The organism is Uliginosibacterium flavum, assembly GCF_040566545.1.
Taxonomy (GTDB): Bacteria; Pseudomonadota; Gammaproteobacteria; order Burkholderiales; family Rhodocyclaceae; genus Uliginosibacterium; species Uliginosibacterium flavum.
Genome location: NZ_JBEWZI010000002.1, coordinates 21,804 through 35,275, shown reverse-complemented (window position 1 = coordinate 35,275; position 13,472 = coordinate 21,804). Strand labels below are relative to the sequence as shown.

Here is a 13,472-nt window from a genome sequence, read left to right as displayed (position 1 = left end):
GGGGCCGTAAATCCGAGCCGCCGATGTCCGCAAGGACGGGCGGCTTTTTCATATCTGCGATCTTTTATAGTCATCGGCTATCGCAATTGTTGTGCTAATAAATTAGAGCTATTGGTTCGATCTCCGTAGGATGACTCCTGTCGCTTCCGACAACATTCATCTCAGGAGCCATAAGCCATGTCCTACATCAATTCCAGCGTCAAGCCTTTCAATGCAACCGCCTTCCACAATGGCAAGTTCGTGCCCGTCTCGGACGCCGACCTGAAGGGCAAGTGGTCCATCGTGTTCTTCTACCCGGCCGATTTCACCTTCGTCTGCCCGACCGAACTGGGCGATGTGGCCGATCTGTATCCGGAGTTCCAGAAACTGGGCGTCGAGGTGTATTCGGTCTCGACCGACACCCATTTCACCCACAAGGCCTGGCACGACACTTCGGACACGATCAAGAAGATCAACTATCCGATGATTGGCGACCCGACCGGCACCATCACCCGCAACTTCGGCGTGATGATCGAAGAAGCCGGTCTGGCAGATCGTGGCACCTTTGTGCTCGACCCCGAGGGCAAGATCCAGATCGTCGAGATCAATGCCGGCGGCGTGGGCCGTGATGCCTCCGAACTGCTGCGCAAGGTGAAGGCTGCCCAGTACGTCGCCAGCCACCCGGGTGAAGTCTGCCCGGCCAAGTGGAACGAGGGCGATGCCACGCTGGCGCCGTCTCTTGATCTGGTCGGCAAGATCTAAATAGTGGTTCTTCCCCTGTAGGAGCTGGCGATCAGCCAGGTCATTGCCAGCTTCGTTAGCTCCTACAGGCGCCTTGCCACACCAAGCTGTATATCCCCGCGAGATTTCATTTCTGAGTCCCTATTTTCGGGGGCTGAGAAATGAAATGACCCTTGCCGCTCCGGCGGCCCCTGAATCCCTTACCGAAGACTGGAGCTGACCATGCTGGACGCCACCCTCAAGACTCAATTGCAAGGCTACCTCACGCGCTTGCAACAACCTATCGAACTCGTCGCAGCTTTGGACGAGAGTGCCAAATCCAGTGAGGTGCGCGCATTGCTTGAAGAGATTGCCGCACTCTCCGACAAGATCAGCCTGCGCGAAGACCCGGCTTCCAGCCCGCGCAAGCCGTCTTTCGCGGTGCAACGCGTCGGCACGAGCATGGGCATCCGCTTTGCCGGGATTCCGCTCGGTCATGAGTTCACGTCTCTGGTGTTGGCGCTTCTGCAAGCCGGTGGTCATCCGCCCAAGGTTGAGGCGGATGTCATTGAGCAGATCAAGTCCTTGCCGGGCCAACACGACTTCGAAGTCTTCATCTCGCTGTCCTGCCACAACTGCCCGGACGTAGTGCAGGCCCTGAATCTGATGGCGGTGCTGAATCCGAATGTGCGCACAACGATGATCGACGGTGCACTGTTCCAGTCCGAAGTCGAGTCGCGCCAGATCATGGGCGTGCCAGTGATCTACCTGAATGGCGCGCTCTTCGGCCAGGGCCGCATGAGCCTGGAAGAGATCCTCGCCAAGCTGGATACGGGCTCGGCCGCACGTGACGCGGAGAAACTCAACGCGAAAGAGGCATTCGATGTTCTGGTGGTTGGCGGTGGCCCGGCCGGTTCGGCTGCGGCAATTTACGCGGCGCGCAAGGGCATTCGCACCGGCGTGGTGGCCGAGCGTTTTGGCGGGCAGGTGATGGATACGCTGGCCATCGAGAACTTCATTTCGGTGAAGGCGACCGATGGGCCGAAGCTCGCGATGGCGCTGGAAGAACACGTCAAGGAATATGGCGTCGATATCATGAATCTGCAGCGCGCCGCCGCCTTGAAACCGGTTGAGGGCGGCGTCGAGATTACGCTGGAAAACGGCGCGGTGTTGAAGAGCAAAACGGTGATCCTGTCGACCGGTGCGCGCTGGCGCAACATGAACGTGCCGGGCGAGGCCGAGTTCCGCACCAAGGGCGTGGCCTATTGCCCACACTGCGATGGCCCGCTCTTCAAGGGCAAGCGCGTGGCGGTGATTGGCGGCGGCAATTCTGGCGTCGAGGCGGCGATTGATCTGGCCGGCATCGTGGCGCATGTGACGCTGCTCGAATTCGACAGCATCCTGCGTGCCGACGCGGTCTTGCAGACCAAGCTGCGCAGCTTGCCGAACGTAACCATCATTACTTCGGCGCAAACGACCGAAGTGACGGGAACCGACAAGGTGAATGGCCTGAACTACAAGGACCGCGTCAGTGGCGAGATCAAGCGCATCAAGCTGGAAGGCATCTTCGTGCAGATCGGCCTCTTGCCGAACACCGATTGGCTCAAGGGAGTGGTGGCACTGTCGCCGCGCGGCGAGATCGAAATCGACGCCAAGGGCCAGACCTCTGTGCCCGGCGTGTTCGCGGCGGGGGACTGCACGACGGTGCCCTACAAGCAGATCATTATCGCCATGGGCGAGGGCGCCAAGGCTTCGCTATCCGCCTTCGATCACCTGATCCGCAGCTCGGTGGAGAGTGCGTCGGCGCCAGTAGCGCCCGCTATGCAGGCTGCCTGAAGAGCCGCTCCGGTATTGCCTTGCAGGGCAGCCTTGTTGCACAGGGGCGCCCTGTCTCGCAGTGCGGATAGGGCGGCTGTAGAGGACCGCTGGGTGCGGGTCTTCAGGCAGTGTTTGCTCAACGACCGCAGCGAGAATCCCGGAACGGCCCGCCGGCGCGCGTCCAGCCTTCGCCGGGCGAGCTCTGGCTGCAGACCTGTTGGCCGGTGGCCTTGCTGGCCCACCAGTACCAGGGCGCGGGCTCGGCCTGGGCGGCGAAGCTCAGGGTGACGAGGATGGCGCAAAGCAGGCGCTTCATAGCGTGAACTCAGCCCAGATGCCGGCGTGGTCGGAGGCTTGCGTGGCGCGATCAGTGACTTCCGGGAAGCGTTCATCCTGCCGACCGGAGGGCGAGAAAATGCCGCGTCGTTCGATGCCGGTGGCAACGAGCCTGGCGCGGAGTGGCTCGGAGACGAGCAGATAGTCGAGCCGGCTGCGCTCGTCCTTGAAGCGGTGAGTCCAGGTCTCGGCCGGCGCCTTGTCGGTGGTCAGCACGTCGGTGAGGCCGGGCTTGTTCAGCAAGGCCGCCAGATTGCCGCGCGCAGGATCTTCATTCAGGTCGCCGGCGACGACGACCCAGTCTTTCTGCAGATCGAAGCGGTCGAGGATTTCGGCGACGCGTTGCGCCTGCACGCGACGCCATTCGTCTTCGGGCGCCGGATCGCTCGGCCGGCCGGGGCCTTGACTCTTGAAGTGATTGACCAGCAGCCACAGCGATTGGCCATTCGGCAGCGCCAGTTCGTATTCCGGGCAATCGCGGGCGAATACGGTGTGCGGCAAACCCGTGCGCGGCGCGGTGAAGCTGTCGAAGACGTGGGAGCGCATCGAGACTAGCGGCAGGCGCGAGAGCATGGCGACGTCGATGCCGCGCGCGTCATTGCCGTCGATGCACATCTGATACGGGTAGGGCGGCAGAAATTCGGCAATCGCGCCCTGATTGAAATGCTGCAGGGTCGGGCGGTTTTCGACTTCGGTCAGGGCCAGCACGTCGGCGCGCAACTCGCCGATGACACGGGCTGCGTTCTGGATGCCCAGCTCTTCCACCGGTGCTTGTTTCCACTGAAGCCAGCCGACCCAGTCGGCGGCGCCTTTGGCGCGCAGGCCGAAGAGCCGTCCGTCGCGCTGGGCAAGAAGCCCGCCGCGGACTTCGTTGAGCGAGAACCAGGGGTGATCGACGTCGCGCCGATGCAGATTGTATTTGCGCACCAGTTTCAGGATGCGTTCCCCTGTTGCGCCGTCGTAGCTCGGGCGATCCAGCAGGGCCGCGAGTTCGGCGCCTTCGCGCAGCACCTCGCCGCTGTTGTCGGCATTCAGCGCGGCGGGGCGCGCGAACAGGTTCTGGACGTTATAGCTGGCGATACGCAGGCTTTGCATGGCGAATCCTTGGTGCGTTGGTCGGCCAAGCATATCAGTCTGGGTGTGGCGGGCGCAGACATGGCAGAATCCCGCTTCCTGATTCAGCCGCAAGGCTCTCGCGCATGAGCAGCAGCACCCATTTCGACATCCTGATCGTTGGCGCCGGCCTGGCCGGTTCGAGCCTGGCCTGTGCGCTGCGTGGCAGCCGCTTTCGTGTCGGCCTGGTCGAACGTCAGCCGCCGTCGCTTGTTGAGGGCTGGGATGCGCGCATTTACGCGATCAGCCCGGCGAATGTGGAGTTTCTGCAGCGCTGTGGCGCCTGGGAACATCTGCCGCGCGAGCGCATCCTGCCGGTCGAGAAGATGGATGTGCGCGGCGATGCGGGCGGCAAGCTGGCCTTTTCGGCCTACGAATGCGGCCTGCAAGCGCTGGCCTGGATTGTCGAGAGCAGCCGCATGGCGGATGAGCTGTGGCAGACCGTCCGTCGGCAACCCAATATCAGCGTGCTGTGCCCGGCATCCCCCGTGGAGATGGCCGTCGATAGCGCCTCTGCAACAGTCATGCTCGAAGATGGCCGCCGGATAACAGCCTCGCTGGTGGTGGCCGCTGACGGTGTGAATTCTTGGGTGCGCAGCCAGGCCGGCATTGCAACCGAGATGCGGCCGTATGGCGAGCTGGGCGTGGTGGCGAACTTCAAGTGCGAGAAACCGCACTTCGGTACCGCCTTCCAGTGGTTCCGCCCGGATGGCGTGTTGGCTTATTTGCCGCTGCCGGGAAACCAGATCTCGATCGTGTGGTCAACGCCTGAGTTGCACGCGCAGGAGTTGTTGGCGCTGGCGCCCGAGGCGTTCTGCGCGCGGGTCGCCGAGGCGGGCGGGCAGCAACTCGGGACGCTGAAATTGATGACCGCGCCGGCTGGCTTTTCGCTGCGCTGGATGAAGGCTGAAACGCTTGTTGCACCGCGCCTTGCCCTGATTGGTGACGCGGCGCACGCTGTGCATCCCCTGTCAGGCCATGGCATCAATCTGGGTTTTCAGGATGCGCAGGCACTGGCCGACGTGCTGCTGGCACTGCCGGAATTCCGCGATTGCGGTGATGTGACGGCCCTGCAGCGCTATGCGCGGGCGCGGGCCGAAGAAACCCTGCTGGTGCGGGGCACGACAGACGCGCTGCAGCGTCTGTTCAAGGCGGATGTAGCGCCGCTGAATTTTTTACGCAATGCCGGCATGAGTCTGGTCGGCGCGATTTCACCGCTGCGCAGCGTGATGGCACGTTACGCTGCGGGCTTGTTTTAACCTGTCGCCCAATCGGCGTGGAGAGTATTTTGAAATCATCAATTCGTCGTGCCTTCGTGGCCGCCAGCATCCTCGCCATCAGCCTGCCTGCCTTGGCGGGCGAGGCTGAAGTGCGCAAGGGCATCGCCAGCATCATGCGCGAAGAGGGCAAGATCGTCAGCCTGCAGAAAGTGCCCTACGGCAATTTGTACGAGGTGGTGCTCAGCAATGGTGATCTGGTCTATGCCGATGACAAAGGCACGTTCTTGCTCACCGGCCAGATCATCGACCTGAAGAACAAGAAGAATGTCACCGCTGCGCGTGAAGCCGAGTTGAGTCGCGTGAATGTTGCCGATTTGCCTTTGAAGCAGGCCGTCAAGCAGGTGCGTGGCACAGGCAAACGCATTCTGGTGACCTTTGAAGATCCGAATTGCGGCTACTGCAAGAAGCTTGCCAAGGAACTCAAGGGCGTGAAGGACACCACGATCTACACCTTCATGATCCCGATCCTGAGCCCGGACTCGATGGATAAATCCCGCAACATCTGGTGTGCCAAGGATCGTGCAGCATCCTGGAACGACTGGATGACCGAGAACAAGATGCCGGCGGATGCTCAGTGTGACAACCCCATCGCCAAAAACGCCGAGATGGCGCGCAAATACCGCATTAGTGGCACTCCGACGATGTTCCTGGCCGATGGCAGCCGTTTGGGCGGCTACTTGCCGCCGGATCAGTTGGATAAAGCGATCAATGAGGCAGAAGCCAAAGTCGGAAAGTAAGTCGCTGTGTGGATGACAAGACGCCCGCCGGATTGACTCGGCGGGCTTTTTTTGTCTTCAGAATGGCGTGTATGCGCAGCGCATGACAATGAATGTGGCTGCAGAATTGTTTGAAATTTGTATGCTATTTATATTTTTGTAAGTTGCTTCGATATTTTTTTCTTGCCCTTCTGTCTGTAGGGCTTTGCCGGCGTGGCTGACTATGATCTTAAGGACGCCGGGTTTTACATCGGCGGCGGCGAACTCCGAAAAGCATAAATTGCCAAACCGGCGTCGCAAATACTACATCTGGGGCCTTAATTACTGCCCGGCCCCCGGGGTGCTCGATCCTGATTGTGCAGTGATATGCCGAATTGCTTTGGGGCGGGTTCGGCTGCGCGGGGTCGAGCAATGAAACAGTGGATATTATTCAGCGGCTTAGTTGGGCTGTTTTTCCTTTTCGCATTGTGTGGCCACAATGCGCAGGCCGCCTTGCAGTCAATAGCATTCCATTACGGTGCTGACGCTCCTCTTGATGAGTTGCACGCGTTTGATGTCGCCGTTGTGGAACCCGATCATGGTTTTGATCCTGTCGCGTATCGGACCGCGTCAAGTGAACTTTTTGCGTATGTAAGCGTAGGTGAAATCAATCCCTCCAAGTCATATGCCAATCTGGTTTCTGCCGACTGGAAGTTGGGTGGTAACGCGATTTGGGGAACAGGAATTCTTGACCAGAGCAGCCCTGCGTGGAGAGATTTTTTTGTCGAGCAGATCATGGCGCCACTTTGGACACGTGGGTATCGAGGATTCTTCCTTGATACGCTGGATTCTTACCGACTTGGTGGTGCCAAAACCGATCTCGCAGCCCAGCAAGCAGGTTTGATCACGCTGATACAGAGCTTGCATCGGCGCTTCCCTGGTATTCGGCTCATCGCAAATCGTGGCTTCGAGTTGATGCCTGATTTAGCCGGCGAGATTGAAGCGGTTGCTGCTGAATCACTATTTCGCGGTTGGAACGCCAGCAAAGGCGTCTATTTTGAAGTGCCAACCCAGAGCCGTGAATGGCTTTTGGCGCAGTTGAATGAAGTCAAAAGTCGCTATGGAATTCCGGTTATTGCGATCGACTATGTGTCGCCGAATGCGCGCGGACTGGCCCGTGATACTGCGGCAAAAATCCGGGAGTCGGGCTTCGTTCCGTGGGTTACAGATGGAGGTGTTTCGACTCTGGGCGTTGGAAAAGTAGAAGTTCTTCCACGGCACATTCTGATCGTATATGACGGTCGGGATGGCCCGGAGATGCATTTTCGTTCCCCGCATCGTTATGTAGAAATGATACTCAACTATTTTGGCTATGTGGCGGACTATGTTGATGCCAGCGGGGCCTTGCCGGCGCCAGACCGGGGGCGATATGCCGGAATCGTTGCGTGGTTTGACGGTCCGTTGAAGACTACTGAATCATCGGGTCGCTACGAGCGCTGGCTGCGCGCACGCGTGGGTGAAGGCTGGCGGATTGCGTTATTTAATGAGCTGGGCTTCGTTCCAGATAACGACACCTTGGCGTTACTGGGGCTGGCATTGGCGCCCAACCCTTCCGGTCGTCTTGTGATTGATAAACGGGCTGCTGGCGTTGGATATGAGTCGGAGCCATTTCCCCAGGTCCGTTCATTTGTCGCGCTGCGATTGCGTCCTGGTGCTGGTGAGAGCTGGTTGAGTTTGCGTGATGCTGCGGGTCAAAAATTTGATGGCATTGGCCTGACTGCTTGGGGAGGTTTTGCCTGGCGATCATTTTCTGTGGATGAATATGCCGAGGATCTGAGTCGTTGGGTTGTGAATCCTTGGGTGTTTTTGTCTCAAGCACTCTCTTTGGAGGATCGTCCTGTTCCTGATACAACCAGCGATGCCGGCCGCCGTATGCTTTTTGCGCACATGGATGGTGACGGATTTCCCTCGCGAGCCGAGTTTACGGGGAGTCCCTACGGTGCGCAGGTCATGCTGGATGAAATCTTGAAACGTTATCCAATGGTGCCGCACACGATATCTGTCATTGAGGGAGAGCTATCCCCACAAGGGCTTTATCCTCAGGATAGTGCGGCACTGGAAGGCATTGCGCGGAAAATGTTCGAGTTGCCGAATGTTGAAATAGCAAGTCATACATATTCGCATCCGTATGTTTGGAGCTTATTCGAAGCGAACGAGCCTAGCCGTGAGGTAGGCGAGGATTACAGTTTAGCCATTCCGAATTACACGCCATCGTTTGAACGCGAAATCATTGGATCTATTGACTATATCCGCACACGCCTTGCGCCAGCGGGCAAGCCTGTTCGTGTGATGTTGTGGTCAGGTGATTGTGTGCTTAACGTGAAGGCTATGCGTGTAATGGCGGCCGCCAAGCTTTTTAATATGAATGGTGGCGACACTCTGATCTCTAGGTCAAATCCCAGTATCACCAATATTTCTCCGCTTGGTGCGTGGCTTGACGAGTATTTCCAAGTCTATGCACCAATAACCAACGAGAATATTTATACGAATTTATGGCGCGGTCCATTCTATGGGTTTCAACGCGTAACGGAAACGTTTGAGATGACAGGAAGTCCTCGCCGAATAAAACCGATTGATATCTATTTTCATACCTATTCGGCAACCAAGCCGGCCGCGTTAGGTGCTTTGCGTAAAGTGTATGACTGGGCATTGGCGCGTTCCGTCAGGCCGGTTTTTGCCTCTGAATTCATTTCAATTGCGGACTCCTTCAATCACGTCGTGCTCGCGCGTGATTTGTCTGACGGCTCTGTTCTTGTACGTAATGCCGGAGAGTTACGGTCAATGCGTCTACCCCTTTCACTTGGTGAACCACGCTTGATTTCAAGCAGTGCTATTGCCGGATGGAATGAAGGCCCGGACGGCCGTTATCTCGTCCTCTCCGCTGCTGATGCGCGTCTGCATTTCGATAAGGTTGGTGGGGTTGAAACGGCCGTCTATCTCTCAAATTCAAATGCTCGCGTCTTGAGCTGGGACAGGAATGGGCGTTCTGTTCATGCAGAAATCAAAGGAAATGTGCCAATCGAATTCGACCTGAGCAATGCGCTTGGATGTGCTGTAACGGCGAATAAACGAGCCATAACCGGCTCCCCAGAAGGCAAACTGCTTCGCTTCCGAGTCCCTGATTATGCGACAACACTCAATGTTTGCTGTGGCGCTTGCTAAGCGTCCGCGTTTGATCTCCCCCTGGATTCTGGCATCGTCATCAATGTTGGTGACGGCGGCACTAGCGCTGATGTTTCCCGCCAAAGATCTGGTTGACGGGGTGTTGCGTGATCAGCGCGGAGGGGACCTTTCCGTGTCCTATTTACATCTTCTGTTGCGATCAGATCCGTCAAACAACGATCTTGCATTGCGCCTGGCACAACATCAGTTCGCAGAAGAGGATTTTTTGTCTATGCGAATGTCTTTGCATTCTGTGTTAACTGCAGCAAGCGAGGCGGACAGGATCTCTGCACGGATGCTCCTGTGGCGGGCTGGTGAAAAGGAATGGCACAGAGAGGCGCCTGGAAGCCCGCGCCACGCGGAGCTTCTTCAGGAGTTAATGACTGAGTTATCTGCTCTGTCTGTGCTCAAGCTTGATGAGCTAACCCAGATTGAGATTGCAGAAGGCGCTCTCCATCTTGGAAACAGAGCTTTGGCTACGCGCCTGTTTGAAACCTTGGGTAGCAACGGCCTGCAGTTCAGTGCAGATTGGTATGCGGAACACGCCAGGGAGCTGATAGGGCAAGGAGAGTATGCAACTGCCATTCAATTGTTTCTGATTGCACGAGATAGATCGCAGGCCGTATCTGCCAAGCGTAGCTATTTCTTTGCCGCGTTTGGTGTTCCATTGTCGCAAAACCAGCCTGCTGAAGCTTTGGCTCTGGCTGAGAAAGAGCTCAAGGATCTGCAAAGTGACCTCACAAGTCTCGTCTCAATGGTTGAGCTGGCTCGTGCAGCGAATCGACCGAAAGAAGCCGCAAAATATGTTCGTTTGATGTTGCGCTGCGCCTTGCAGGACGAGCTGAACCGTCTGGCCGACGCCGACGAGTTTTCGGTGCAATGGCGATTTGTTGCCGATAGCCCCAATAGTGATCTCAACCTGAAGTTGCCATTTGACAATCGAATCTATGCATTGGCGTATGAAACATTTTTGGCCAATAACGATCTGGATGACGCTTATCGGGTTGCAGAGTCCGCTGTCAGGCAAGCACCGCTAAACGCGACATGGCGAAGGAGGCTGGCGCGTGTCGCAGAGAGTTCCGGAAGACCGCAGGATGCGATTGTTCATTGGCGCTGGTTGGCTGAGCATGGTTCCGGGTTGCGCAGGGAGCAGGACGAGGTGGCACAGGCTCTTTTACGTCTCGCACCAGGGCTTTTCGATGACCAGGCATTGCAGCTTGGTCTGAATTTTGAGCTGTCGCAAAACCCCGACGACTTGCGGTTGCTATCCGCATTGGTCGATGTTTACGAACGGATGGGCGAGCCTGAAGCAGGCATTGCCATTCTTCAAGGCTTTATTGCCAAGCACCCCTCCGAGGAGCCCATGCAGGCGTTGGCTGATCTGGCCGAGCGTGCAGCGGATTCTGAACTGGCGATCAAGACTTTGCTGCAGATCAATACCAGATTTGGCGCGACGCGAGATCGCTCGATGAAGCTCGCTGCAATGTTGATGGGGGCTGGCCGGATTGATGACGCATACGCTGCTCTGGAAAGTGCACGCTCGCAAGTTCTATCCGACGATACGGAGTATTGGCGTTTGTCAGGGGCGTTGGCCGCAAGGCTGCAGGACAAGACTCCAGCGCGCGAAGCTTATGCACGACTGGTAAATCTTGATCTGGCTGATGTTGATGATTTCAATGTTCTGATTGACATATTGTCCGACGTGGATCCCGCTCAAGCCGGTGAAGTTGCACTTCGTGCGTCTCGTCAGTTCAATAGCTGGCCACACGTTCTGCAAGCGCTGGACTATTTTTCACAGGCTGGGCGTCAGGAGCGAAGCGGTCAGGTATTTGCTCATCTGAATCCCCAATGGAAGGCTAAAGGCGACATTGACGTGCATTTTCTTGCAATGCGTGCGGCGTATTTTCGATCCTTGGGGCGTACGGCTGCGGCGCTTGCGGATTACGAGCGCTGGCGAGCCCTCGCACCGAATGATCCTGATGCATGTGAAGGCGTATTGTGGTTGCTGGTCGAAGGCCGTGACGCAGGCGCACTTAAGTCGCTTCTGGCTAAACATGAAGAACAATGGTCGCGCAGCGAGCGCCTGCACGACGCGCTCGCTGCTGCCTGGCAAACATTATCCGTTCCGCGCGTGGCGCTGGAGCGCTATCTCACCCCGCGTGTGGGGAAGCATAAGGGCGACCTTCTGTGGATGATGAATTACGCTGACTTGCTGGAGCAGGATCAGCAGGGCGATATGGCGTGGCAGTTGCGCCAAACGCTGTGGCAGGAGCGCCCGCGAGCAGCGCCTGATGTTGTACCCGACCAAGCCTTGCGCGAGGCGAGAGTGTGGCTTGCTCTGACGCAGACACCGGGGGATCGCGCTCTTTCGGGGTTGAGAGAACTTTTGCGACTGGATCGCGTCGCGCAGACCAAGCCAGGTTCTTTATCTGATGAGTTGTTGCTGGCGTGGTTGCTCGCACAAAATGAAACGGAAGCGGCGCGCGGCTATCTCTGGGCAAGATATGCAGACAGAGTTTCTCAGCCAGAGTGGGCGACCCTCGCAGTAGCTAAGGAGGTTGGTGGGCGTCCCGCTGCTTCGCAGGTGCTAAGTCGTCGGACTGTTCCTTCATCCAGATACGATATGGCGAGTTCAGCATTGACGCTCGGCTCTCCTGAGGTGGCGGTGAGCGACGCTTACGAGAGCCAGATGCTTCTGCGTGACGACGAGCCGCTGCAAGAGTTGCTAAATGACACTTTGCTGAATCAAGCCGCACGTGCCAGCGTTGAACTGGAATACAGGAAATATGGGGAGTGGCGAGAAACAGAGGCTGTGGCGCAGGTTGAGTCTCGGGTGGCTCCGGGGGCGCGCCTTTCGCTTGCTTTGGGAGGAATCGTTCGAAATGTCGATCAGGAAGTGGTCGACGCACCTAATGAGCGTTACGCCGACCTCGTTTTTTCCCGCAGCAGGAATGCTTATGTCACGGAGATTGGACTCGGGGCGCACGATAGTTTTGCGAGTTGGGTGCCTATATCTTTGTCTCAGTCTGTTGTGGCGACTGACGACTGGGATCTGAAGTTGCACGCAGGCTGGCGGCAGCCCACGTCGGAGAGTCTGGAGTTGCGGGCCTTCGGCTGGCGTAACTCTGCAGGATTTGATGGAAGTTACCATTTTACTAATCAGGATCGACTCACGATCATAGGTCAGGCGGCTCAGTACTCTACGCAAAATGGAATAAGGTTGGGTAAGGGGCAGCAGATTGAAGCCACCCTTTCCCATAGTTTCAAAGTTGATTCGAGAGAGTTGAGCGCCGAGTTGTTCTTGAGCCATAACCATTTCAAGGCGCGCTCAGATTTTTCTGATTCGGAAGATCTTGATCGAGTTGCTGAGCGTATTCCTGGAGATGAAAGTTCTTCTGAAAAAGTTGCAACGTTTATGCCTGTTGGCTATGAGCTCTACGGGTTAAGGCTGAGTTCTGAGATGGGAAAAGAGCGTATGTATTCTCGGAAAATCAGGCCTTATGGATCTGCTGACGTTACCTATAACACGTATTCAGGAGTCGGGTATGCCGTAACGGCAGGGGTGGCCAGCAGTGTGTTTGGGGCGGATAGACTTGCGTTTGGCGTAACTACCGAGAAAGGGGGGCATCGCTCATTGCCACGCAGCACGCTTTTCGGCATCAGCTACTGGCTTGCGTATTGATATATCCATGTGGTCGCGTTGATTTACTGTTTTGGCAACATCTATCCAGGGAAGGATCGAAAATGTTTGCTTACTCGAAGCTGGTTTGTCGGCTTGTTTTTCTGGGCCTGGTTGGCTTGTTGATGTCTGCTTGCGCCACCACAATTGATTCCGCTCCGCTGGTGCGACTTGACCGAACGGTTCGATGGGTGGTTTTGCCGTTTTCAAATGGCACAGAAACTCCTCTAGCAGGACAGCGCGCGGAAGCCGTCGCACTCGGTCTGGTTCAAACGCTGGGTGTGAATGATATTCAGCGCTATCCACAGAATATGCAGGAAGAAAAACTTTTCGAGTTCGGGCAGGGGCAGGGATATACGCAAGAACAGGCCCTGATGTGGGCTCGCGCGCAGCAGGCCCGGTTTGCATTGGCGGGCTCTGTGCAAGAGTGGCGCTACAAGGTGGGGGTCGACGGAGAGCCTGTCGTAGGGGTCAGCTTGCGGATAGTTGATCTGGCTGATGGTCGCGTTATCTGGTCCGCAGTTGGGGCGAAGAGTGGTGGCTCGCGCGAATCGCTGGCTGCCGCCGGGCAGAAATTAATGAAGTCCATGCTGGAACCTGTGTTCAGCAAGAATTGATCAGGATGTGATC

General features: G+C 57.1%; 9 protein-coding genes. 7 read left to right on the top strand and 2 right to left on the bottom strand.

Going from position 1 to position 13,472, the window contains the following annotated elements:
* Positions 1-177: 177 nt before the first annotated feature.
* Both ahpC and ahpF read left to right on the top strand, forming a co-directional pair.
* The gene (gene ahpC, locus ABXR19_RS01885; protein WP_354599386.1) at positions 178-741 is read left to right on the top strand and encodes an alkyl hydroperoxide reductase subunit C; all 564 of its coding nucleotides are present in this window, start codon (positions 178-180) and stop codon (positions 739-741) included.
* Between the two features lie 201 nt (positions 742-942).
* A complete protein-coding gene (ahpF, locus tag ABXR19_RS01880) occupies positions 943-2,535 on the top strand; it encodes an alkyl hydroperoxide reductase subunit F (RefSeq protein ID WP_354599385.1) in 1,593 nt (530 codons plus the stop codon).
* Between the two features lie 118 nt (positions 2,536-2,653).
* Here ahpF and ABXR19_RS01875 read toward each other — a convergent pair whose 3' ends face one another.
* Both ABXR19_RS01875 and ABXR19_RS01870 read right to left on the bottom strand, forming a co-directional pair.
* The gene (locus ABXR19_RS01875; protein WP_354599384.1) at positions 2,654-2,833 is read right to left on the bottom strand and encodes a hypothetical protein; all 180 of its coding nucleotides are present in this window, start codon (positions 2,831-2,833) and stop codon (positions 2,654-2,656) included.
* The gene (locus ABXR19_RS01870; RefSeq protein ID WP_354599383.1) at positions 2,830-3,948 is read right to left on the bottom strand and encodes an endonuclease/exonuclease/phosphatase family protein; all 1,119 of its coding nucleotides are present in this window, start codon (positions 3,946-3,948) and stop codon (positions 2,830-2,832) included. The genes ABXR19_RS01875 and ABXR19_RS01870 overlap by 4 nt, the downstream gene beginning before the upstream one ends.
* A 104-nt stretch (positions 3,949-4,052) precedes the next feature.
* Here ABXR19_RS01870 and ABXR19_RS01865 point away from each other — a divergent pair, with 104 nt between their 5' ends.
* The 5 genes from ABXR19_RS01865 to ABXR19_RS01845 all read left to right on the top strand — a co-directional run bounded on the left by ABXR19_RS01865 (position 4,053) and on the right by ABXR19_RS01845 (position 13,459).
* Positions 4,053-5,225, top strand: a complete 1,173-nt coding sequence (locus ABXR19_RS01865) for a UbiH/UbiF family hydroxylase (protein WP_354599382.1) — start codon at positions 4,053-4,055, stop codon at positions 5,223-5,225.
* Between the two features lie 29 nt (positions 5,226-5,254).
* A complete protein-coding gene (locus tag ABXR19_RS01860; RefSeq protein ID WP_354599381.1) occupies positions 5,255-5,983 on the top strand; it encodes a DsbC family protein in 729 nt (242 codons plus the stop codon).
* A 390-nt stretch (positions 5,984-6,373) separates the two neighbouring features.
* Entirely contained in the window at positions 6,374-9,163 is a 2,790-nt protein-coding gene (locus ABXR19_RS01855) for a bifunctional glycoside hydrolase/polysaccharide deacetylase family protein (RefSeq protein ID WP_354599380.1), read from the top strand.
* Complete coding sequence (locus ABXR19_RS01850) at positions 9,126-12,845, top strand: tetratricopeptide repeat protein (protein ID WP_354599379.1); 3,720 nt, start codon at positions 9,126-9,128, stop codon at positions 12,843-12,845. Before ABXR19_RS01855 ends, ABXR19_RS01850 begins: the two co-directional genes overlap by 38 nt.
* A gap of 62 nt (positions 12,846-12,907) precedes the next feature.
* Positions 12,908-13,459: a DUF4136 domain-containing protein gene (locus tag ABXR19_RS01845; protein WP_354599378.1), complete on the top strand. Its 552-nt coding sequence runs from the start codon at positions 12,908-12,910 to the stop codon at positions 13,457-13,459.
* Positions 13,460-13,472 lie beyond the last annotated feature (13 nt).